Source organism: Actinacidiphila epipremni, assembly GCF_012034175.1.
Taxonomy (GTDB): Bacteria; Actinomycetota; Actinomycetes; order Streptomycetales; family Streptomycetaceae; genus Actinacidiphila; species Actinacidiphila epipremni.
This window is the reverse complement of sequence record NZ_JAATEJ010000001.1, coordinates 648025-669074: the sequence shown is the minus strand read 5'-3', so window position 1 is coordinate 669074 and position 21050 is coordinate 648025. Positions and strand designations below refer to the sequence as shown.

Annotated in this window: 18 protein-coding genes; 9 read left to right on the top strand and 9 right to left on the bottom strand. The window is 74.7% G+C overall.

Features of this window, described 5'->3' with window-relative positions; genetic code table 11:
- Positions 1 to 37: 37 nt before the first annotated feature.
- Positions 38 to 883 carry a helix-turn-helix domain-containing protein gene (locus tag HCN08_RS02845; protein ID WP_167981183.1) on the bottom strand — a complete coding sequence of 282 codons (846 nt, stop codon included), beginning with the start codon at positions 881 to 883 and terminating at the stop codon, positions 38 to 40.
- 164 nt (positions 884 to 1047) lie between these two features.
- On the opposite strand from HCN08_RS02845, the gene HCN08_RS34675 reads away from it, so the two are divergent.
- The 3 genes from HCN08_RS34675 to HCN08_RS02830 all read left to right on the top strand — a co-directional run bounded on the left by HCN08_RS34675 (position 1048) and on the right by HCN08_RS02830 (position 3938).
- Entirely contained in the window at positions 1048 to 1812 is a 765-nt protein-coding gene (locus tag HCN08_RS34675; RefSeq protein WP_240969670.1) for an ATP-binding protein, read from the top strand.
- Between the two features lie 238 nt (positions 1813 to 2050).
- Positions 2051 to 3178 carry a methyltransferase domain-containing protein gene (locus HCN08_RS02835; RefSeq protein ID WP_240969669.1) on the top strand — a complete coding sequence of 376 codons (1128 nt, stop codon included), beginning with the start codon at positions 2051 to 2053 and terminating at the stop codon, positions 3176 to 3178.
- Between the two features lie 133 nt (positions 3179 to 3311).
- Positions 3312 to 3938: a response regulator gene (locus HCN08_RS02830; RefSeq protein WP_167981181.1), complete on the top strand. Its 627-nt coding sequence runs from the start codon at positions 3312 to 3314 to the stop codon at positions 3936 to 3938.
- A 124-nt stretch (positions 3939 to 4062) separates the two neighbouring features.
- On the opposite strand, the gene HCN08_RS02825 is transcribed toward HCN08_RS02830, so the two are convergent.
- Entirely contained in the window at positions 4063 to 5520 is a 1458-nt protein-coding gene (locus HCN08_RS02825) for an MFS transporter (RefSeq protein ID WP_167981180.1), read from the bottom strand.
- 230 nt (positions 5521 to 5750) lie between these two features.
- Between HCN08_RS02825 and HCN08_RS02820 the strand changes: the two genes are divergently transcribed.
- The 4 genes from HCN08_RS02820 to HCN08_RS02805 all read left to right on the top strand — a co-directional run bounded on the left by HCN08_RS02820 (position 5751) and on the right by HCN08_RS02805 (position 8884).
- Positions 5751 to 6389 carry a class I SAM-dependent methyltransferase gene (locus HCN08_RS02820; protein WP_167981179.1) on the top strand — a complete coding sequence of 213 codons (639 nt, stop codon included), beginning with the start codon at positions 5751 to 5753 and terminating at the stop codon, positions 6387 to 6389.
- 74 nt (positions 6390 to 6463) lie between these two features.
- Complete coding sequence (locus HCN08_RS02815; RefSeq protein ID WP_322974186.1) at positions 6464 to 7405, top strand: N-acetylmuramoyl-L-alanine amidase; 942 nt, start codon at positions 6464 to 6466, stop codon at positions 7403 to 7405.
- Positions 7406 to 7562: 157 nt separating this feature from the next.
- Positions 7563 to 8381 carry a hypothetical protein gene (locus HCN08_RS02810; protein WP_167981178.1) on the top strand — a complete coding sequence of 273 codons (819 nt, stop codon included), beginning with the start codon at positions 7563 to 7565 and terminating at the stop codon, positions 8379 to 8381.
- A 215-nt stretch (positions 8382 to 8596) separates the two neighbouring features.
- Positions 8597 to 8884, top strand: a complete 288-nt coding sequence (locus tag HCN08_RS02805; RefSeq protein WP_167981177.1) for a hypothetical protein — start codon at positions 8597 to 8599, stop codon at positions 8882 to 8884.
- 14 nt (positions 8885 to 8898) lie between these two features.
- Here HCN08_RS02805 and HCN08_RS02800 read toward each other — a convergent pair whose 3' ends face one another.
- From HCN08_RS02800 to HCN08_RS02790, 3 genes are read right to left on the bottom strand one after another with little or no spacing between them, the layout of a single operon-like run.
- Positions 8899 to 9996 (bottom strand): prenyltransferase/squalene oxidase repeat-containing protein, encoded by a 1098-nt coding sequence (locus HCN08_RS02800; RefSeq protein WP_167981176.1) that lies wholly within the window; start codon positions 9994 to 9996, stop codon positions 8899 to 8901.
- On the bottom strand, positions 9993 to 10790 hold the full coding sequence (locus HCN08_RS02795; RefSeq protein WP_240969667.1) for a class I SAM-dependent methyltransferase: 798 nt from the start codon (positions 10788 to 10790) through the stop codon (positions 9993 to 9995). The genes HCN08_RS02800 and HCN08_RS02795 overlap by 4 nt, the downstream gene beginning before the upstream one ends.
- Positions 10784 to 12184 (bottom strand): glycosyltransferase family 4 protein, encoded by a 1401-nt coding sequence (locus HCN08_RS02790; RefSeq protein WP_322974185.1) that lies wholly within the window; start codon positions 12182 to 12184, stop codon positions 10784 to 10786. Before HCN08_RS02790 ends, HCN08_RS02795 begins: the two co-directional genes overlap by 7 nt.
- Positions 12185 to 12351: 167 nt before the next feature.
- Here HCN08_RS02790 and HCN08_RS02785 point away from each other — a divergent pair, with 167 nt between their 5' ends.
- Positions 12352 to 12942 (top strand): TetR family transcriptional regulator, encoded by a 591-nt coding sequence (locus tag HCN08_RS02785; RefSeq protein ID WP_167981174.1) that lies wholly within the window; start codon positions 12352 to 12354, stop codon positions 12940 to 12942.
- 292 nt (positions 12943 to 13234) lie between these two features.
- Complete coding sequence (locus HCN08_RS35005) at positions 13235 to 13870, top strand: response regulator transcription factor (protein ID WP_167981173.1); 636 nt, start codon at positions 13235 to 13237, stop codon at positions 13868 to 13870.
- A 66-nt stretch (positions 13871 to 13936) separates the two neighbouring features.
- On the opposite strand, the gene HCN08_RS02775 is transcribed toward HCN08_RS35005, so the two are convergent.
- From HCN08_RS02775 to lanKC, 4 genes are all read right to left on the bottom strand, one after another.
- On the bottom strand, positions 13937 to 15730 hold the full coding sequence (locus HCN08_RS02775) for an ATP-binding cassette domain-containing protein (protein ID WP_240969666.1): 1794 nt from the start codon (positions 15728 to 15730) through the stop codon (positions 13937 to 13939).
- Between the two features lie 82 nt (positions 15731 to 15812).
- Positions 15813 to 17486 carry an ABC transporter ATP-binding protein gene (locus tag HCN08_RS02770; RefSeq protein WP_167981171.1) on the bottom strand — a complete coding sequence of 558 codons (1674 nt, stop codon included), beginning with the start codon at positions 17484 to 17486 and terminating at the stop codon, positions 15813 to 15815.
- A 376-nt stretch (positions 17487 to 17862) separates the two neighbouring features.
- The gene (locus HCN08_RS02765) at positions 17863 to 17982 is read right to left on the bottom strand and encodes a SapB/AmfS family lanthipeptide (RefSeq protein ID WP_167981170.1); all 120 of its coding nucleotides are present in this window, start codon (positions 17980 to 17982) and stop codon (positions 17863 to 17865) included.
- A 60-nt stretch (positions 17983 to 18042) separates the two neighbouring features.
- Positions 18043 to 20856, bottom strand: a complete 2814-nt coding sequence (lanKC, locus tag HCN08_RS02760; RefSeq protein WP_167981169.1) for a class III lanthionine synthetase LanKC — start codon at positions 20854 to 20856, stop codon at positions 18043 to 18045.
- Between the last annotated feature and the right edge of the window lie 194 nt (positions 20857 to 21050).

Below are 21050 nucleotides of genomic sequence, written 5' to 3'. Positions count from 1 at the left end.
CGATCCGTTACGCCGGGGGCGCTTGCACGGGGGCCGCTTACGCCGGGGCCTCTGGCGCCGGGGCCGCGGTGAAGCGCTCCAGTGCGCCGCGGATCATGTCCGCCGACTGCGCCTGCGGCAGGGCGACCGCCTGGAGGTGCTCGTAGCGCAGCCGGACGTCCTCCAGGCTCGCCCGCTGCTGGACGACGCGGTCGCCGTACATCCCCTCCATGTACATCGTGTCGGGGCGGTCGCGGTAGGACCAGAGGACGAAGGAGCCGTTGGTCGCCGCGTGCGCGCCCGCGGAGAACGGCAGGACCTGGATGATCACGTGCGGGTTCTCCGCGTCCTTGAGCAGCTGCCTGAGCTGCCCGGCCATCACCGCGGGGCCGCCCACCGCCCGGTGCAGCGCGGCCTCGTCCAGGACGACCCACAGGTGGGGCGGCTCCGGCCGCTCGAAGATCGCCCGCCGGGCGATCCGCCGGGCGACCAGCTCCTCGACCTGCTCCGGGGACGCCCTCGGCAACCCGGCGCGGATCAGGGCGCGCGCGTACTCCTCGGTCTGCAACAGGCCGTGCACGACCTGGCATTGGTACGTCCGCACGCGGGTTGCCCGCGACTCCTCCCGCACGAAGCCCTCGAACCAGTCCGGCAGCGCTTCCGCCAGCACCCGTTGCAGCAGGCGCGTGAACCGCCCGTCCGCGCCCAAAGCGGCGTCGACCTCGCCGGCGAACGACTCGGACGGTGTACGCCGCCCGGTCTCGACGTTGGCGAGCTGCTGGTACGAATACGAGGTGTGCGCGGCGAGTTGCCGTACGGACATCCCGCACGCCTCCCGCGCCAGGCGCAACTCCTCCCCGAAGTAGCGCAGCCAGGACAGCAGACCGTCCGCCCGGACCGCCATATACCCCTGGCCGTCGCCATTTGCCGAGCCCATCGCGCACCGTCCCCTCCGGCGTATTCGGTCACTTCTGAATACGCGGCACCTCTGTCACTGACCGTAGACAGGTCCCAACCTAGAGGTACCGCTCCGGCCCCGGGGCCGGAACAGAGGGAAGGGCAAGCCCCATGGCACCTGCGAGCACTGCGGCACCGCTGGTTTCCCCGGCACCTGTGGTGCAGCTCTGGCCGGCCGCGCCGGCCTCCGTGCCACAGGCAAGGCACGCCCTGCGGGCGGTGCTCGTGGGGTGGGGGCTGGGTGGGCTCGGGGATGAGGCGGAGGTCGTGCTGGCGGAGCTGCTCACGAATGCCGTGGAGCATGCGGCGGGTGGGCCGGTCGGGACGCGCCTGCTCCGCCGCGGACGCGGTGGTGTGCGGCTGGAGGTGTGGGACGGCGACGCGTATCGCCTGCCGGCGCTGGGGAAGGCCGGGGAGGAGCAGGTGCGGGGGCGGGGGCTGCAGATCGTGGACGCCGTCACGCGGCACGCGTGGGGCGTGGCCACCCGGGAGGGCCAGCCCGGCAAGGTCGTGTGGGCGCACATCGGCGGGGAGGTCGAGGAATCCGCCCCCTATTGCCACGCCTCCGTACGCCTCGGGCCCGGGCTGACGAGCCAGGTGCTCGCGCTCGGCGCGCGCATCGCGCCGGACCTCGTCGCGGCGACGCTTCTGTGTTACCTGGAGGCCCGGCACCTCGGCGGGCACGTCGCCCTCGCCTACGACCACCTCGACGGCCCCGACGCCGGGGCGGTATGGGCCCGCTGGGAGGAGGGCGAGACCCGGGCCCGGGCCATTTGCGTCCTGCCGGATTGCCCTGCCCTCGGGCCCGGCGACGTCGGCGGCTGCTCGCTGTTCGCGGCGCACCCGGGGCGTCACACGTGGGAGTGGGAAGCGTAGGCAATTGGCATATGCCGGCGCGGAGTTCGGCATCATCGGAGGGAACGGAGAGGAGGCGGCGCATGTCGCAGCGGAACACCCAGGGTGACGACGACCCCCTGCCCGGCCAGCCCTGGACGCCCCCGAAGGAGCCGCCGTCACCGGACGGGGACGCTCCCGAGGGAGACGGGAAGCACCGGAAGTGAGTACGGGCGGGCCGCGGGGTGAGCTCACGCGGTTGCTGCGGGAGGGCGGGGCGTTGGCGGCGGAGTGGGTCGAGGTCTTCGAGGCCGTGCCTCGGGGGGCGTTCCTGCCCGACGTCATATGGCCGTACGACATGGGGTCCGGCGCGAGCCGGGTCGTGGACCGGCGGGTGGACGGGGACGCGTGGGAGCGGGCCGCGTACGCGGATGTGCCGGTCACCACGCAGTGGGACGACGGAGCGCATGAAGGGCCCGGCCCCGGGCATGTGCCGACGAGTTCCGCGAGCATGCCGTCCGTCGTCGCCGGCATGCTGCGGGACCTCGACGTACGGCCCGGGATGCGCGTGCTGGAGGTCGGGACCGGGACGGGCTGGAACGCCGGGCTGCTCGCCGCGCGGCTGGGCGGCAGCGGCGGTGTCGTCACCGTCGAGGTGGACGAGGCCGTCGCCGTACGGGCGCGGGCCGCGCTGGTACGGGCGGGGCTGCGGGCCGAGGTGGTGTGCGGGGACGGGCGGGACGGCTGGGCCGCCGGGGCGCCGTACGACCGGCTGATCGCAACCGCGGGCGTACGGGCGCTGCCGGCGGCGTGGCTGGAGCAGACCCGGCCCGGCGGGGTGGTGCTCGCGCCGTGGGGGACGCACTACGGCAACGGTGACGCCCTCGTACGCCTCACCGTCCGCGGCGACGGCACCGCGAGCGGGCCCTTCCTGCGGCCGGTGGAGTTCATGAAGCTGCGGGCCCAGCGGCTGGACTGGGGGCGCTTCCGCGCACACGTCGGGCCCTACCCCGGCGACGCCGACACCTCCGAGACCGCCGTGAGCCTCACCGAACTCGGCGAGGGGCGGCGGCGGATGGGCGGCACCGCCTTCGTCCTCGGCCTGCTCGTACCGGACTGCGCGCATGTGCTCAACACCGCCGGCGCCGGCGCCACCCTCTGGTTCTTCGACATGCGCCCGGGCTCGCGCGCCTGGGCCTCCGCCGAATTCCGCCCCGGGGCGACACGGGCCCTCGTCCGCCAGTCCGGCACCCGCCGACTGTGGGACGAGGTCACGCGAGCCCTGTCCTGGTGGCAAGCGCAGGGCACCCCGCCGGTAAGCCGCTTCGGCCTCACGGCGGACGCCACCGGCGCACGGCAGGTGTGGCTGGACGATGACGCCCACCCCGTACCGGCCCCCGGCGCATGAGCCAGCGCCGGACGCCGCCACCCCCACCGGCCCCGGCCCATAAGCCGGCCGCGCACGCCGCAAGAGCTGTACGGCCTCGCCCGGAGTGGATCTCGGCGGACGGTCCGGCGGAGTCGGATCGTACTCTGGCGGGGTGACTGAGGACGCACCCAAGGCCGTGAGGGTACTGCTCGCCGAGGATCAGGGGATGATGCGCGGGGCGCTCGCGCTGCTGCTGGACCTGGAGGACGACATGGAGGTCGTCGCCCAGGTGTCCGCGGGCGACCGGATCGTCGCGGAGGCGCTGGCCGCGCGGCCGGATGTGGCCCTGCTGGACATCGAGCTGCCCGGGCGCAGTGGGCTGGACGCAGCCGCCGAGTTGCGGCAGAAGCTGCCGGGCTGCCAGGTGCTGATCCTCACGACCTTCGGGCGGCCCGGCTATCTGCGGCGGGCGATGGAGGCGGGCGCGGCCGGCTTCCTCGTCAAGGACGGGCCCGTGGAGGAGCTGGCCGGGGCGATCCGCCGGGTGCTGCGCGGGGAGCGCGTCATCGACCCCGCCCTGGCCGCCGCCGCGCTCAGCGCGGGCCCGAGCCCGCTCACCCCGCGTGAACGGGACGTGCTGAACGCGGCGGCGGACGGCGCCACCGTCGCCGACATCGCCGGCAAGCTCTTCCTGTCCGAGTCGACCGTACGGAACTACCTCTCCGCCGCGATCGGCAAGACCGGCACCCGCAACCGCATGGAGGCCGTCCGCACCGCCCGCCAGAACGGCTGGCTCTGACCCCCACCACGCCCTCCGGGCCCGCGGGCCCGACGCCAGGCCCACCCGGCACCCGGCAGCGCTACAGCCCGCGCCCGGCGCCGGGGCGCCACCGCACCCCCGCAAGCCCGGCGCAGCCGCCCGCTCAGACCTCGTGCGGCTGCGGCTTCGGCAGGAGCATCGCCAGGCATGCCGCCGCCGCGAGGAACGCCGCGCTGACCAGGAACGCCAGGCCGTAGCCGGAGGACAGGGCCGAGGCCGTGGAGGCGCCGGCCTGCGTGCGCGCGGTGATGCGGGAGGCCGCGGTCGTGGCGAGGATCGTCAGGCCCAGCGCGCCGCCGAGTTGCCGGGAGGTGTTGAGCAGGCCGGACACCAGGCCCTGTTCCGCCCGGCCCACGCCGGACATCGCCGCCGCGGCGACCGGCGTCATCATCAGGCCCGCGCCGAACATCGCCAGGATGCCGGGCCCGAGGATGATGCCGAGGAACGTGCCGTCCGCGCTGACCCGGCTCTGCCACACCAGCCCCACCGCGGATATCGCGCCGCCGCACGCGACGATCAGCCGCGAGTCGAGCCGGCTCATCAGCCGTGGCGCGAGCTTGGAGCCGGCCACGATCGCGATGGTGTGCGGCAGGAAGGACAGCCCCGCCTTGATCGGGCTGTAGTGCAGCACCTGCTGCATGTAGAGGGACAGGAAATACCAGACGGCGAAGGTCGCCGCGCCCGACGCGAAGAGCACCGTGTTCGCCGACGCCACCGACCGCACCGTGAACAGCCGCAACGGCACGAGCGGTTGGGCGGCGCGCGCCTCGACCGCCGTGAAGAGCGCGAGGATCAGCACACCGCCGACCAGCGGCACCAGCGAGTGCGGCGAGGACCACCCGTGCGTCTCGGTCTCGGCGATGCCGTACGCCAGCGCGGCCACGCCGCCGGTGACGAGGATCGCGCCGGGGATGTCGAGGCGCCGCACGGTCGTGCCGCGGCCCTCGGTCAGGAACAGCGCCGCCGCGACCAGCACCACCGCGCCCACCGGCACGTTGACCAGCAGCACCCAGCGCCAGGACAGCAGATCGGTCAGGGTGCCGCCGACGAGGCTGCCGGCCGCGCCGCCGCCCGCGCCGACCGCCGACCAGGTCGCGATCGCCCGGGTCCGCTCGGGGCCCTCGGGGAAGGAGGTGGTGAGGATGGACAGCGTGGTGGGCGCGAGGATCGCCGAGCCCAGGCCCTGCACCGCCCGCGCGGTGATCAGCATCGTCGGGTTCTGCGCGAGCCCGCCGGCCAGGCTCGCCGCCGTGAACAGGCCCAGCCCCGCGACGAATATCCGCTTGCGGCCGAAGAGGTCGGCGGCCCGCCCGCCGAGCAGCAGGAAGCCGGCGAAGGTGAGCGCGTAGCCGTTGACCACCCACTGCTGGGCGCTCTCGCCGAGGCCGAGGGCGCTGCGCATGGACGGCAGCGCCACGTTGACCACCGACACGTCGAGGACGACGAGGAACTGCCCGGCACACACCGCGAGCAGCACCGCCCAGGCCGGCGCGGCCCGGCGCGGCTTGCAGTCGGATGTCGAGGTGGTGCGCTGTCCGAGGATTTCGCTCATGGGCACCATCGTCCCCTCCCGCCCCGGCGCGGCGCATCGGCTTTCGGGCCTACTTCCTCAGGCCCGGGACCACAACCCGGGACCGACCCGCCCGCCGGCCCGTACCGCGTGCGCCCTACGCCCCGCCCGCCCCCGTCGTACGCCGCCCACCGCACGCCTCACCCGTACGGCGTCAGCCCGCGACCGTATCGCCCGGTCCCGCGGGGCCCCAGCCACCAGCGGCTTCGTACGATACGGGGATGACCGACGTGCTCGCGGCGTTCGAGGCCGCCAAGGGGTTCATGCCCGCGGACGAGGGCCTGGCGCTCTACGAGGCGGCCCGCGGCGCCGCGCGGGAGCTGCGGCTGCCGGTGCTGGAGATCGGCAGCTACTGCGGGCGCTCCACGATCCTGCTCGCCGACGCCGCCCGGCAGGCGGGCACGGTCGCGGTGACCGTGGACCACCACCGCGGCAGTGAGGAGCAGCAGCCGGGCTGGGAGTACCACGATACGGACCTGGTCGACGAGCACACCGGCCGCATGGACACCCTCCCGCACTTCCGCCGCGCCCTGTACGACGCGGGCCTGGAGGAGCACGTCGTCGCGATCGTGGGGCGCTCGCCGCAGGTCGCGGCGCTGTGGGGGCGGCCGTTCGCCCTGGTCTTCGTCGACGGCGGCCACACCGACGAGCACGCCGGCGCCGACTACGAGGGCTGGGCCCCGCATGTCGCCGAGGGCGGCCTGCTGGCCGTCCACGACGTCTTCCCCGACCCCGCCGACGGCGGCCAGGCGCCGTACCGGATCTACCGCCGCGCCCTGGAGTCGGGCGTCTTCGCCGAGGAGCCCGGCACCGGCTCGCTGCGGCTGCTGCGCAGAGTGACGGGCGGCGCCGTACGGTAGTGCGCGGCGGCGCCCGGGGGCGCTTTCGACAGGGGCGGTGCGAGGCGGCGAGCGGGGCCGATAGAGTCGCGGGCGTGTTCAGCAACGAGTCACGCGGGGGCGCTCGGGGCAGACCGCTGGTCATCACGGCGATCGTGGTGGCGGCGGCACTGACCGGGGGCTGGTTCGTGTACGACGCGCAGCGCGGCGACGACGCAGGTCCCGCGGGGGCGCACGGCCCCTCCGCCGGGGCCTCCGCGACCGCGGACGCCGGCCGTACGACGGGCTCCCCGGTGGCGCACGGTGACGGCGCGACCACCGCGCCGGCCCTGCCCGACGCGACATCGGCCGCGCCCCGCAAGGAGCTGACCGGCCGGACCATCGTGATCGACCCCGGCCACAACCTGGGCAACGCCAAGCACACCGCCGAGATCGACAAGCTCGTGGACATCGGCACCAACCGCAAGGCGTGCGACACCACCGGCACGGCCACCAACGCCGGTTATCCGGAGGCGGCCTACACGCTGGACGTGGCCCACCGGGCGCGGGCGCTGCTGGAGGCGCGCGGCGCGAAGGTGATCCTGACGTACGACGGGGACCGGCCGTGGGGTCCGTGCGTGGACGAAAGGGCCCGCATAGGCAACGCCGCGCATGCGGACGCGGCCCTGTCCATCCATGCGGACGGCGCACCCGCCGACCGCTTCGGCTTCCATGTGATCGCACCGAAGTCGGTGCACAAGGGCGCGGCGGACACCCGCGCCGTCGCGGCGCCTTCCCTGCTCCTTGCCACCACTTTGCGCGCGCATTTCCAGGCGGCGACCGGCGAACCGCTGGCAAACTACCTCGGTGGGAAGGGTCTGACGATCCGCGACGACCTCGGCGGGCTCAATCTCACGACCGTGCCCAAGGTCTTCATCGAATGCGGCAACATGCGCAACGCGCACGACGCCGCCGAGATGACCGATCCCGCGTGGCGGCAGAAGGCCGCCGTCGGGATCGCCGACGGGCTCACCTCCTTCCTGGAAGGCAAGAGGTGACAGGGCTGTAGCAGTCCGGTATGGATCGTGCACCAATGACCATGCCCGGCCCTCCGGCCAAGATCGTCCTCGTACCATGGGGCACCGCTCCGGTTGACGGACGTACGACCAGATCACGACCTGACAGAAGCAGTACCGACAAAGGACAGGACCTGACGTGAACATCCGCTCCCTGACCCGAGGAGACGGCGCGGTGATCGGAGCAGCGGTGCTGCTGCTGATCGCTTCCTTCTTGCCGTTCTACAGTTACAAGTCCGAATTCGGGTCCGCGTCCAGGAACTTGTGGCACTCGCAGTTCTTCCCGATCCTGCCGTCGGTGACGCTGACCGCGATCGCAGCCGCCGCCGCGATACTGGCCGCGCGCTCCCCGCAGTTCACCGGCAAGCAGATCCTGGGCCTCACGTTCGACCAGTGGGCGGTGGCGCTGGCCGTCTTCAGCGGCTGGACGGCCGTGTGGGCCACGCTGTTCGCGGACTCCGGCGGCCTGGACAAGGGCGCGGGCCTGTGGCTGACGCTGGTCTTCGGGCTGGCCATCGCGGTCGTCGCGCCGCTGTCGAGCCGGCTGCCGGCGCTCAAGGCCCCGCTGGCGGGCGCCCCTTCGCCGGCCCCGCAGCCGTACGCGGTGGGCGGCGCGCCCTACGGCGGCCCGGCCCCGCAGCAGGCCGGTTACGGCTACCCGGGCGGCGCGCAGTCCGTCGACCCGGCCTTCGGCCAGCAGCAGCCGTACGGCGCCCAGGCCGCGGCCCCGCAGGCGGCGCAGCCGGCCGCGCCGGCCTCGGACTTCAGCGCCTTCTGGTTCGCCGTGCCGGTGCCGCGCCCGCTGTACGCGGAGGACGGCTCGGGCGCGCAGATCGCCGAACTGACCCCGGGCACCTGGTACCTGGCCGTCGACCAGCGGGGTGCCTCGCTGATCGCGCAGACCCAGGACGGGCGGCGCGGTGTGCTGCAGGACAGCAGCGGCATCCAGCGCGGCTGAACCGTATCTGCACACATAGCTCCACCAGCGCACCACATCTGCTGACGCGGGTCTGAAAACCGCACGACGGCCGGTCACCCCGATCCGGGGCGGCCGGCCGCCGTGCGTGTACGGCCCGGTCCTGCCGGGCGCCGGGACCCGGGACCCGGGCCGTGCGGGTGTGCGGGTGTGCGGGTGGCGGGTTTCAACCGGCCGATCGGGGCAAGGCGGCGGTCATGGCCAGACGTTACGGCGGCAACCCCGCCGCGGCGATCATCCTGCTCGCCGCAGACATCGCTGCACTGATCCTGATCCTGTGGATCCTGTTCTTCGTCTTCGACGCCAACCGGGCGAACGACCTGGTCGACTGGGTTCACCATGCGGCCAACTGGCTGGCGGGCTGGTCGAAGGACCTCTTCACCGTGGACAACGCCAAGTGGCGCACCGTGCTCAACTACGGCCTGCCCGCGGTGGTCTACCTGCTGATCGCCCACGCGATCTCCGGCCGGGTCAACCGGGCCTGACGCCCGGTGCCCCTTCAGAGCCGGGGCGGACAGCAGCCGGGCGCAAGGCCGTTCGGCAGTCGTTCCGCCCCGAAGACGGCGGTGGTCGCCTCGTCCCCCCCGAGTGCGGCCACCGCCAACAGCATGGCGCCGGCGGTCCATGTGGTGCGCTCCACCGGCCAGTACGCCTGGTCGTCGAAGACGTAGCCGGTCCAGTACAGCCCGTCGTCGTGGCGCAGGTGCTGGATGTCGGCGAGGATGCGCACCGCGCGGTCCGACTCCCCCATCGCCCACAGCGCCAGGGCCAGTTCGGCGCTCTCGCCGCCGGTGACCCACGGGTTGGGCAGCACGCAGCGCACCCCGAGGCCGGGCACGACGAAGCGCGACCAGCCCTCCTCGATCCTGGCCAGGGCGCGCGGCCCGCGCAGGGTGCCGGACAGCACCGGGTAGTACCAGTCCATCGAGTAGCGGGACTTGTCCAGGAAGCGCTCGGGGTGCCGGCGGATCGCGTGGCCGAGCGCACCGGTCGCCAACTCCCAGTCCGGCTGCGGCTCTTCGAGGTGCTCGGCGATGGCCAGCGCGCAGCGCAGCGCCTGGTGCACCGATGAACTCCCGGTCAGCAGCGCGTCGGTGACGGCCGCGCCGCCGTCCGCGTCGGCCTCGCGCTTCCAGCCGATCTGCCCGCCGGGCTGCTGGAGCGCCAGCACGAACTCCACGGCGGCCGACACCGAGGGCCAGATGCGGTCGACGAACGCGTCGTCGCCGGTGGACAGGTAGTGGTGCCAGGCGCCGACGGCGATGTAGGCGCAGAAGTTGGACTCCCGGCCGCGGTCGGTGGGCCGGGCCGGATCGCCGTCCTGGTAGGCGGCGAACCACCCGCCGTCCGGCTGCTGGTGGGTCACGAGCCAGCCGTACGCGGCCTCCGCGGCATCGTGTTCGCCGGCCGCGTCCAGCGCCATGGCGACCTCGATGTGGTCCCACGGGTCGAGGTGGTGGCCGGGGAACCACGGGATGGCGCCGTCCGGCCGCTGCACCGCAAGCAGCGCGTCCACGGTCCGCTCGGCCTGCGCGGCGCTCAGCACGCCGGGCAGGACCAGCCGCTCCGTGCCGCGCTGCCGCCCGGCCCGGGTCACGTGAGGGCGTCCGCGGAGTCCGCGCCGCCCGGGGCGTCGCCGAGCGCCTCGTCGAGGACGTCGTCGAGCGCGTCCGCCGGCAGGTGCGGCTTGGTGGCGTAGGCCACGAAGCTCTTGCCGATCAGCGGGTTGAGCGCCTGCTCGGCGACCCTGGTGGCCAGCGGTTTCTTCATGATGTCCCACACCAGCAGCTTGTGGTACAGCTTCACCGGCAGGGCCTTGTCGTTGTCCACGCCGACCGCGCACTTGATCCACCAGTACGGCGCGTGCAGCCCGTGCGCGTGGTGGGTGCCGTACGGGCGCAGGCCCGCTTCCCGTATCCGCTCCAGGAGTTGGTGGGCCTTGTAGATGCGGATGTGGCCGCCCTCGACCTCGTGGTAGGCGTCGGACAGGGCCCAGCAGACCTTTTCCGGGCCGTAGCGCGGCACGGTCACCGCGAGACGGCCGCCAGGGCGCAGCACCCGCACCATCTCGGCGAGCACGCCCTTGTCGTCGGGGATGTGCTCCATCACCTCGGAGATGATGACGACGTCGAAGCTGGCGTCGGGGAAGGGGAGTTGGAGGGCGTCGCCCTCCATGGCGGTGGCGGTGGCGCCCGCCGGGGCCTCGCCGGCCTCCTTCATCGCCGCGAACCAGCGGGCGACCTCGCGGATCTCCTCGCCGTTGCGGTCGAGGGCGACGACGCGGGCGCCGCGCCGGTAGCACTCGAAGGCGTGCCGGCCGCCGCCGCATCCGAGGTCGAGGACGCGGTCGCCTTCGGCGACGGGGAAGCGGGTGAAGTCGACGGTCAGCATGTGCGGCTCCCGTGTGCGGCGGCCCGCTCCGGTTCCGCACCGAAGGGGGTGTTGCTGTCGTGGCCGGCCGGCCCGCCGGCGGTGGGCCGCCCGCGCCGGCCGGCGTCCGAACCGCGCTCGCCCACCGGGGACTTGGCACCCTGCGTCGCGATCGCCTCGTGGTAGAGCTCGGCGGTGCGGACGGCCGCGCGGGTCCAGGTGAAGTGCGCCAGCACCCGGGCGCGGCCGGCGGCGGCCAGCCGGCGGCGCAGCCCGGGGTCGGTGAGGGCGCGGTCCAGGGCCGCGGCGAGCGCCCCGGCGTCGCCCGGCGGTACGGCCAGGCACGTCTCGCCGTCGGGCCCGGCGACCTCGGGGACGGCGCCGCCGGTCGTGGCGACCAGCGCGGTGCCGGTCGCCATGGCCTCGGCGGCGGGCAGCGAGAAGCCCTCGTAGAGGGACGGGACGCAGGCGACCTGGGCGCTGCGGATCAGGTCGACGAGTTCGGCGTCGCTGATGCCCTTGACGAACTTCACCGCCTCCTGGAGCCCGAAGCTCTCGACGGCGTCGGCGACCGGGCCGCCGTCGGGGCGCTTGCCGACGACGACCAGATGCGCCTCGGGGTGCTGCACGCGCACCTTGGCGAGCGCTTCGACGAGGAAGACCAGGCCCTTGAGCGGCACGTCGGCGCTGGAGGTCGTGACGATCCGGCCGGGCACCTCGGGCACCGCCGGGTCGGGGCTGAACAGCCGGGTGTCGGCGCCGATCGGCACGGTGTGGATGCGCGCGGGCGGCACGCCGAGGTCGGCGCTGATCTCGGCGCTGGAGGAGCCGGAGACGGTGAGCACGGACGGCAGCCGGCGGGCGACCCGCTTCTGCATGCGCGTGAAGCCGTACCAGCGGCGGATCGAGGCGCGGCGCCGCCAGGTGGGGGCGGCGGCCAGGTCCAGGCGGCGGTCGACGGTGATGGGGTGGTGCACGGTGGTGACCAGCGGCATGCCCAGGTCCAACAACCCGTAGCCGAGCGTCTGGTTGTCGTGCACGACGTCGAAGTCGGCGCGGCGGGCGGCCAGATGGCGGCGGGCGCGCAGGCTGAAGGTCAGCGGCTCGGGGAAGCCGCCGGTCCACATGGTGGCGACCTCCAGCGCGTCGATCCAGTCGCGGTACTCGCCGCGCCTGGGCGTACGGAACGGGTCCGGCTGGCGGTAGAGGTCCAGGCTCGGCAGTTCGGTGAGGGTCACGCCCTCGCCGAGGGCGTCCAGGACCGGGTAGGGCTGCGCGGCGATGACCTCGACGCGGTGGCCGAGCGCGGCCAGCTCGCGGGACAGGTGCCGGACGTACACGCCCTGGCCGCCGCAGTAGGGATTGCCCTTGTAGCTCAGCAGCGCGACCCGCAGCGGTCTGGCCTCTGCCGTCACTCCGGCCCCCTTCGCAAGCATTGAGCCGGAGCGTAACCGGTCGCGCTAATCTAGAACAAGTTTCAGACTCGATGGTACAGAAGCCGGATCGCCCGGCAAGCGGACGGCCCCCGGCGCGGGTCCCGGCGGCTTGCCACCGGCCCCGCGCGTGACGGACGGACGCAGCCATGGACCGCAGCACCACCGCCTTGACCGTACGGCAGGAGGCCAGACGGCGGCGCATCCTGGAGGCCAGCATCCGGCTCGCGGCCGGCGGCGGTTTTGACGCGGTCCAGATGCGGGAGGTCGCCGAGGAGTCCGGGGTCGCGCTCGGCACGCTCTACCGCTACTTCCCGTCCAAGATCCATCTGCTGGTCGCGGTCATGCAGGACCAGCTGGGGCGGCTGCACGGCACGCTGCTGCACCGGCCGCCGACCGCCGCGACGCCCGGCGAGCGGGTCGCCGAGACGCTGCTGCGGGCCTTCCGGGCGCTGCAGCGCGAGCCGCTGCTGGCCGAGGCGATGGTGCGGGCGGTGATCTTCGCCGACCGGTCGGTGCGCGAGGAGGTCGACACGGTGTCCGTGCTGACCCGGGCGATCATCCTGGACGCGATGCGGCTGGGCGCCGACCCGTCGCCGGAGTGCCTTTCGGCCATCCGGGTGGTGGAGCACACCTGGCACGCGGCGCTGGTGGGGTGGCTGGCGGACCGTGCGCCGGTCGCACAGGTGCAGGCGGACATCCGTACGGTCTGCCGGCTCGTGCCGGCGGAGGCGCCATAGTCGCAGGAGGCGGTGGGCGCCGCCTGGAGGCGGGACTCCCGCAGGGCCGTACGTCGGGCCGAACATCAGGCCGAACATCAGGCCGTACGTCAGGCCGTACGTCAGGCCGTACGTCAGGCCGTACGTCACCCACACGGGTGGCGCGCGCGGCGTTGTCACGTGCGCCCCTCCAGAGCATCCGTTCACCCCCGATCTACCCCCGAATGACGGGAATCCGGGCCCTCCGGGACAACTCGCCAGGGTAGGAATGGACCGGTCTCTTCCGGTCCGACGAGCCAAGGGGAAAGCCGAGTTGATACGCGTACTGGTGGCCCACGACACCAGCCTGCTGCGATCCGCGATCGCCGCGCTGCTGGTCAAGGAACCGGACTTCGACGTGACCGACGCGGGGTGGCACCAGGTGGGCGAGGCCGGCCGATGTACCGGCCGGCCGCATGTGTGCGTGGTGGACGCGGACTGCCCCGGCTGGCGCCGGCACACCGACCGGGCGGCGGGTCCCGGCGGATCCGGTGCCGGGGCCGCCGCGGCGCAGATGGTGCACCAGGAGTGCGGGGTCATCGTGCTGACCAGCAGCGGCAAGCCGGGCAGCCTGCGGCGCGCGTACGAGGCGGACGTCCTCGGCTTCGTCAACAAGGACCGCTCCGCCGACCGGCTGCCCGCGGCCATACGGGCGGTCGCGGAGGGGAAACGCTTCGTCGACGAGTCGCTGGCCGTCGAATTCCTCCAGGCGGCGGACATGCCGCTGACGCCGCGCGAGCTGAGCGTGCTGTCGCTCAGCGCGGAGGGCGCGTCGGTGACCGAGATCGCCCGCAGCCTGCACCTGTGCAACGGGACCGTGCGCAATTACCTGGCGGCGATCACCCGCAAGACCGGGGCGCGCAACCGGGTGGACGCGATCCGCATCTCGCGCTTCGCCGGGTGGGTGTGAGCTCCCCGGGGCGCCCGGGGGCATCTGGGGGGCTTCGGAGGGCGTCCGGAGGGCTTCGGGGGCGGCTCAGCCGGCCGGGGCAGGCGACCAGGCGGCGGTGAGGTCGCGGTAGAGCGGTGAGGCCGCCAGCAGCGTGTCGTGCGGGGCGCACACGGTGCGCGGGCCGTCGAGGACGAGCGTACGGTCGGCGCGCCGCGCGGAGCTGATGCGGTGCGCGACGACCAGCAGAGTGGTCGCCGGGCGGGCCGCGAACGCCCGCTCGGCGCGGGCCTCGGCGGCGGCGTCCAGATGGCAGGTCGCCTCGTCCAGGACGACGATACGGCCGCGGGCGGCATAGGTGCGGGCCAGCGCGAGCAGCTGCCGCTCGCCCGCGGACAGCTCCGCGGGGTCCACCGCGCCCTCGGGCCCGCCGAGCGCGGCGACCAGCGCGTCGGCGCCCACCGCGGCCACGGCGGCGAGCACGTCGTCCGGCCCGGCCTCGGGGCGCAGATAGCCGACGTTCTCCGCGACCGTCCCCCGGAAGACGTACGCCTCCTGGGGTACGAGCACGACCTCGCCGTTACGCCGCACCTCCCCCGCGGCGGGCCGCAGCAGCCCGGCGACCAGGCCGGCGAGCGTCGACTTGCCGGTGCCGCTGGGCCCGACGACGGCCAGGTGCTCGCCCTGCGCGACGCCGAGGTCCAGGTCGCGCAGGACCGGCTCGGCGCCGGGGCCGTACGCGAAGGTGAGGCGGCGCAGCTGGAGGGCGAGGCCGGGCTCCGTGGCGGTGACGGCGGGCGGCGCGGGCGGCTCAGGAAGCTCAGGGGCCTCAGGCGGCTCGGGGGCGGTGAGGCGGGCGAGGATGACGCCGAGGCGGGTGCCGGCGGCGCCCAGGGTGTGCAGGAGGTTCTGCAGGGCGGGCTGGAGGGATTGCGTGAGGTAGGCGAAGGCGCCGAGCAGCGCGCCGGGTGTGACGCGGTGCGAGGACAGCAGCCAGGGCGCGGTGAGCAGCAGCAGGACCAGGGGCAGTTGGCCGCCGATCGCGAGGGCGGCGGTGCGGACGACGCCGAAGCGGGCCAGTGAGCGGGCGGCGCGCTGCGCGGCCTCGATGCGGACGTCGGCCCTGGCCGCCATGGGCTCGCGCGCGCCGCACGCGGTGATGTCGCGCAGCCCGGCAGCGAGTTCCCCGCACTCCTCGGCGACGGCCTCGTCCGCGCTCAGGAAGCGGTCCTGGCGGCGGGCGAGCGGGCGCAGGGCGGCGACGAAGAGGCCGACGCCGGCGGCGAGCGGCGGCAGCACGACGAGCAGCAGGACGGGCGCGAGCGCGATCATGCCGGCGAGCGCGCCGGCCGCGGTGAAGACGAAGGAGCGCAGCACCATGACGAGGCCGCCGAAGGCGTCGCGGGCGATCTCGACCTGGTGCGTGAGCCGGGACACCACCGCGGAGTCCGCCGGCCGGGCGGCCCCGCTCCCCCCGCCGCGCACGGCGTCGCCGAGCCCGCGCCGCACCACCCGCCGCACCAGCCGGTCCCGCAGCGGCTCCACGAGCGCGGCGACCCCCCGGAAGACCCGCCCGGTCCCGTACGCCCCGACCGGCACCCCCACCGCGGCGAGCCCGAGCCACCACAGGCCGGTGCCCTGCCGCCCCCGCAGGAACCCGTCGTCCATCGCCCGCGCGAGGGCGTACCCGAGCAGAAACGTCTGCCCGGCCTCCAGCACCGACCACGCGAGCAGCACCCCGACGACGCGGGCCTGCCCGCGCAGGGCGTCACGCAGCCGCAGCGGGCGCGACGCGCTTGCCGCGGGGGCATCGGCACGACGCGGCCGGGAAGCCGCCTTGCCCTCTACGGACGGCTCCTCGACGGCACCCGCGGGGCCCAACCGGGGTACCGCATCGACCTGGTGGCCGGCCGCCGCACCTGGTCGTCGCGTGGCGCCGAGGGCGCCTTTCCGGGAAGAGAACTTACGCATCCTCACCTCCGAAGAGTGCCCGGTATTCCGGGTCGGGCCAGAGGGTTGCGTGGGGGGCCAGGGCGCGGAGGTGGCCGGAGTCGAGCCAGGCGACGGTGTCGGCGCGGGCGGCGGTGGAGGCGCGGTGGGTGGTGAGCAGGCGGGTGCGGTGCGGGTGGTCGCGGAAGAGGGCCTGGGCGACGCGGAGTTCGGTGACGGTGTCGAGGCTGGACGTTGCGTCGTCGAGGACGAGGAGGCGGCCGGGGTGGGCGAACGCCCTTGCCAGGCCGAGGCGTTGGACCTCGCCGCCGGAGAAGGGGGCGCGGTCGCGCGCGGTCGCGTAACCGGCCGGGAGGAGCCGGACGAAGCCGTCGGCCTCCGCGGCGCGGGCGGCCTCTTCGGCGGCCCGCGGTGGCAGGGGGCGGGGGCCGAAGGTGATCGTGTCCTCGATCGTGTCACCGAGCAGGACGGGGCGCTCGAAGGCGTAGCCGACCGCGTCGCGCAATCCCGTCTCGGTGAGGTCGGGCAGCGGGCAGCCGTCGAGCAGGACGGTGCCGGCGTCCGGGTCGGCCAACCGCCCGGCGAGCGCGGCCAGTACGGACTTGCCGGCGCCCGAACGGCCGACGACGGCGACGCAACTGCCGCCGGGCACCGTCAGGTCGAGCCCGTCCAGCACGGTCTCGCCGCCGCGGACCGCGGTGACGCCGCGCAGTTCGAGGGTGCCGGGACCGTCCGGCGGCAACTGCCGCTGCCCGTACGCCGGTACGGGCTCGGCGAGCACGTCGGCGACCCGTCCGGCCGCGGCCCGCCCGCGTACCACCGCTCCCAACTGGCCGACGACGACGCCGATTCCGGTGGCGAGCAGCACATAGCGCCCGGCGGCGAGCAGGTCGCCGGGGCTCAGCGCGCCCTGGGCGAGGCGGATACCGCCGACGGCGAGCACGGCGACCTGGAGCAGCGGGACGAGCACCGCGGCCTGCGCGGTCGCCCGGCCCTGCACGTGCCACATCGTCCGCCCGTGCGCGGCGAGTTCGGGCAGCGGCCCGAGCACCCGCGCGGCCTCGCGCTCCTTCGTGCCGGCCGCGGCGATGGTACGGGCGCCGCCCAGCGCCTCGACGAGCAGCGTGGCGATCCGGCCCTGGACATGCTGGTAGCCGGTGACGCAGTCGGCGGAGGCGCGGGCGAAGTGCCGTACGAGCAGGGTGAGTAGGGGCGCGCCGGCGAGGAAGACGACGGCGAGCCAGGGGTCGGTGAGGCCGAGCGCGACGATGCCGCCCACGGGCGCGGCGAGCGCGGCCGGCAGCGACGCGGCGGAGGCGGGGGTGCCGGCGGCGTCGGAGGCGTTGCCGACCAGCCGCGTGACGAGGTCGCCGGTGCCGCGGTGCGCCGCGCGCGGCCCGGCGGCGAGCATGTGCCGTACGGCGGTACGGCGGATGTGCGCGGTGGCGCGGGCGGTGGTGACGCCGGTGAGCAGGTCCTCGACGGCGGCGGTGGCGGCCTGGACCCCCACGATGAGCGCGCACAGCGCCGTCCAGCGCCCCGCGGGCTCGCCGCGCAGCAGCAGGTCGAGCGCATGCCCGAGCGCCGCGGGCAGCACCAGCGCGAGCCCCGCGGACCCGAGGCCGAGCACCCCCAGCGCGACCACCCGCCCGGCGTCGCGCCGGGCCGCGTCCGCGATGACGGCCATGGCAAGTCCCCTCTCCGGTGCGGTGGTTGAGCCGGTACGGCGGGCCGGCGACGCCGGCTCCCGAACCGCCTGGGCGGGACCCCCGGCCGTCCCGGGACAGGCGCCCCCCTGGCGCCGGAAGCCGCGCGGCCCGCGCGGCCAACGCAGCCCACGCGGCCCGCGTAGCCCACGCGTCGTACGGTCCGCCGCATGCCCCATGCCGTGCGGCGGACCGCGGTCGCACCGGAGTGCGCAGGTGCCGGGTGGCGCGCGGCGGGGCCGGGCGACGGAGGCCAGGTGTCGGGGCCGCGACGGGCGGCGCCCGGCGGGATGCGCGGGGTGCGACGCAGGTGGCCCCGGGCGGCGGTTGGGGCCGCCGCCCGGGGCCGGGAGGTGCTTAGAGGCAGATCAGGAAGCTCACGGAGCTGATGCAGCCCAGCAGGCTCAGGGAGCTCGCGGGGGCGCCGGCGCCGTGGTTGTTCTCGGGCTCCATGTTCTGCAGGTCGAGAAGGGCCATGACCGTTCCTTTCGGATGGGTGTGGTGGTGCGCGGTCCCGGCCGGGTGGCCGGGCCCGGTTCAGGAGCCGCCGGTGAGCGGCGGCAGGAAGGGCAACCCGGCGGCGGTGCCGCCGATGGCCGCGCCCAGGGCGAGCAGGCAGCCGGCGGTGCCGGTGCCGTAGTCCATGGACAGCCGCATCATCTGGTTGCCGGGGAAGGCGAGCCCGCCGCGGTAGGGCATGCCGTACCAGCCGAGCGCGTCGACCTGTTCGGCGAGCGCGCCGGCGGGCACCGCGGTACGGGTGCGCGCCAGGTGCAGGATCATGCCGGCCCGGCCGGCGAAGAGGCCGGGCTGGGCGTACAGCCGCAAGGTGGCCGCGCGGACGATGTCGGTGCGGGCCTGCTCGAAGCGGGCGTCCGACTCCGCGTCGAAAGCGCCGGCTTCGAGGGTCCCGGCGGCGCGGGCCGCGCGGGCGAGCGGCAGGAAGTCGTCGAGGACCAGGCCGATCCCGGCGCTGCCGTCGCCGACGTACGGCATGGTGCGCCAGCCCTCGTCCACGTCGAGGCCGCCCGCGGCGGTGTGCACGCAGCGGTCGAGGTCCAGGCGCAGGGCGCGGGCGGCGTGGGTGAGCAGGGCGGGCGCGCCGGTGTGCTCGTACAGCCGCACGAAGAGCAGGGCCGCGCCGGTGGCGCCGTGCATGAGGCCGGCGCGGGTGGTGCCGCCGCCGAGCCGGGCGGCGACGATGCCGGCGGCCTCCAGGGCGCGGTCGCGCAGCTCGCTCTCGCCGGTGCTGCGGGCGAGGTGGTCCAGGACCAGGCCGATGCCGGCGAGCCCGCCGGACAGGTCGGGCGCCAACTGCTGCCACTTCTCGGCGAGCAGGCCGCGTACGAGGTCGAGGGCGCGCTCGGTGTGGCCGAGCCGGTCCAGGGCGTACGCGATGCCGGCGACGCCGTCGTACAGTCCCAGCGGGGTGCCGCCGGGCGGCGGGGCGGTGTGGTCCAGCAGCCACTGCTCGCCTTCGGGGTACGGCGGCAGGCCGCTGTCGGCGAGGGCGAGCAGGACGCCGGCGGCGCCGTGCGCGATGCCGAGGCCGCCGCCGTCGGAGAACTGGGCGATGTCGCCGGGGAAGAGCCGGTCCCCGCGCCCGGGCGTCGCGGACGCCAGGATCGCCTCGACCATGGCGTCGCGCGCCCCGGCCCAGTCGGTGGTCGCGGCGGGCAGGTACCGTCCCGCGGTCCCGACCGGCGCGGATGCAGGGCGCGTTACCGGTACCGCGGCAACGCCGGCCGTGCGTAAGGGCGTTGGGTGCGGTTCCGGTACGCCGGCCGCGGGCGCGGGCGGCATCCCCCGGGTGATCTCGCGGACGGCCTCGTCCAAGAAGCCCTGGGGCAGCGGGAATTGCCCGGCGATGACCTCCGCGAGGTGCGCCGCCTTCGTGCGGTCGATCGCGAGCAGCGTCGTCACCGGCAGGAAGAGGGCCAGCCGCAGGCAGGCGAGGGCGTAGTGGTCGACGGAGGTGCCGCGGCGGTCGGGCGGGGCCATGAAGCCGGGGTGGGCGACGGACTGGCGGAGGTTGTCGCCGGTGGTGGTCGCGGCCTCGAAGTCCAGCAGCCGTACGGACTCGCCGTCCGGGCCGACCATGATGTTGTACATGTGCAGGTCGTTGAAGACGACGCCGCGCCCGTGCACCGCGGCGACCGCGCGCTCGACGTTCGCGTGGACGCGCAGCGCCCAGCCGGTGTAGTCGGCGACGTCGGCCGGGTCCGGGTCGGGGGTGAGCAGCGGGTGGCGGTGGCCGAAGAAGCTGTTGAGCGGCTTGCCCTCCAGGAACTCCATGACCAGGAACCGGTGGTCGCCGAGGGTGAACCAGTCGCGGACCTCGGGCGCGACGCCGAGCCCGGACAGCGCGCGCAGCATGTCGCGTTCGCGCTCCAGCCGGGTGACGGCGTCCGCGCCGTCGGAGGCGAGCCCGGCGTGCGGGCGGCCCTCCTTGAGGACGACCTTCTCGCCGCTGCGGGTGTCGGTGCCGACGTAGACGCCGCCGCCGTTGGAGAAGTGCAGCGCCGACTCGATGCGGTACGGCAGGTCGCCGACGGTGGTGGCGTTGCGCGCCTCCAGGTGCGGGCGCAGGAAGTCCGGCAGCGTCACCCACGCGGGGACGTGGAAGGCGGGCGCGCGGCTGTCGGGCACGAGCCGCCCCTCGCCGTCCTCGACGGCCGGCACGAGGGTGCCGTGCTCGCCGACGCAGAAGCGTTTGGCGAAGGCGCCGTAGCGCACATAGAGCGGGCCTTCGCGCCAGCGCAGGTCGGTGAGGATGTACGGGCCGGGTTCGCCGTCGAGGAGTTCGCCGAGTTCTTCGAGGATCGTGCGCAGCTGCTGCTCGCCGTCCGGGTAGACGGTGACGAATTTCCCGCTGGTGTCGCGGCCGGCGTATTTGGAATTGCGCAGGTGGAGCAGCTGCGGGCTCGGCACGAATTTAAACGGAATGCCGCGCGGCACGCAGTAGTCCCACACCTTCGCGGCGACCTTGTCGGCGTTGCCGAGGCCGGCGGAGACATGGATCTTCCAGCCCTGCGCCGGGTGGCCCGCCCCGCCGGAGCCGCCCTCCACGGTGGCGAGCGGGTCGAGGCTGAGCCAGTCGCCGAAGCGGATCTGCCGCCAGCCGTCGGGCACGTCGCGCTCGGCGGTCTCGAAGGCGGCCACCAGCGGCGGCGCCGCGGCCGGCTCGCCCGCCCGCTCCCCCGTACATTCCCCCGCCGGCTCGCCCCCGGCACCGCCCGTACGCTCCCCCGGCGCCGAAACGGAATCGGTGGACTGCGCCAGCGGAAGCCGGTCGAGGCTTTCGTAGAAATACCGGTCCGCGAGGCAGAAAACCTCGTAGCGATTGTCCATCGATCCCCCTTGTGGCGGTGACGGACAAAAGATTTCCACAGCGGCGGGCCGGCCGAGAAGTAACCGTTGTCACCTCATGGCCGTGCGGAACGCACGGGTCCGGCGGGCGGAATGCGCGGCCGGCGCCGGGCGCCGCCGGCGTACGGGCGCGGGCAGGGGCGGGCAGGCGCAGGTGGGGCGGCGCGGGCGGGGCG

What these genes read in the sequence shown, in the direction of transcription:
- HCN08_RS34675 (WP_240969670.1), top strand. Translation starts at nt 1,048, where the DNA reads ATGGCACCTGCGAGCACTGCGGCACCGCTGGTTTCCCCGGCACCTGTG.
- HCN08_RS02845 (WP_167981183.1), bottom strand. Translation starts at nt 883, where the DNA reads ATGGCGGTCCGGGCGGACGGTCTGCTGTCCTGGCTGCGCTACTTCGGG.
- HCN08_RS02795 (WP_240969667.1), bottom strand. Translation starts at nt 10,790, where the DNA reads ATGCTGACCGTCGACTTCACCCGCTTCCCCGTCGCCGAAGGCGACCGC.
- HCN08_RS02770 (WP_167981171.1), bottom strand. Translation starts at nt 17,486, where the DNA reads ATGGCCGTCATCGCGGACGCGGCCCGGCGCGACGCCGGGCGGGTGGTC.
- HCN08_RS02820 (WP_167981179.1), top strand. Translation starts at nt 5,751, where the DNA reads ATGACCGACGTGCTCGCGGCGTTCGAGGCCGCCAAGGGGTTCATGCCC.
- lanKC (WP_167981169.1), bottom strand. Translation starts at nt 20,856, where the DNA reads ATGGACAATCGCTACGAGGTTTTCTGCCTCGCGGACCGGTATTTCTAC.
- HCN08_RS02785 (WP_167981174.1), top strand. Translation starts at nt 12,352, where the DNA reads ATGGACCGCAGCACCACCGCCTTGACCGTACGGCAGGAGGCCAGACGG.
- HCN08_RS02825 (WP_167981180.1), bottom strand. Translation starts at nt 5,520, where the DNA reads ATGGTGCCCATGAGCGAAATCCTCGGACAGCGCACCACCTCGACATCC.
- HCN08_RS02805 (WP_167981177.1), top strand. Translation starts at nt 8,597, where the DNA reads ATGGCCAGACGTTACGGCGGCAACCCCGCCGCGGCGATCATCCTGCTC.
- HCN08_RS02765 (WP_167981170.1), bottom strand. Translation starts at nt 17,982, where the DNA reads ATGGCCCTTCTCGACCTGCAGAACATGGAGCCCGAGAACAACCACGGC.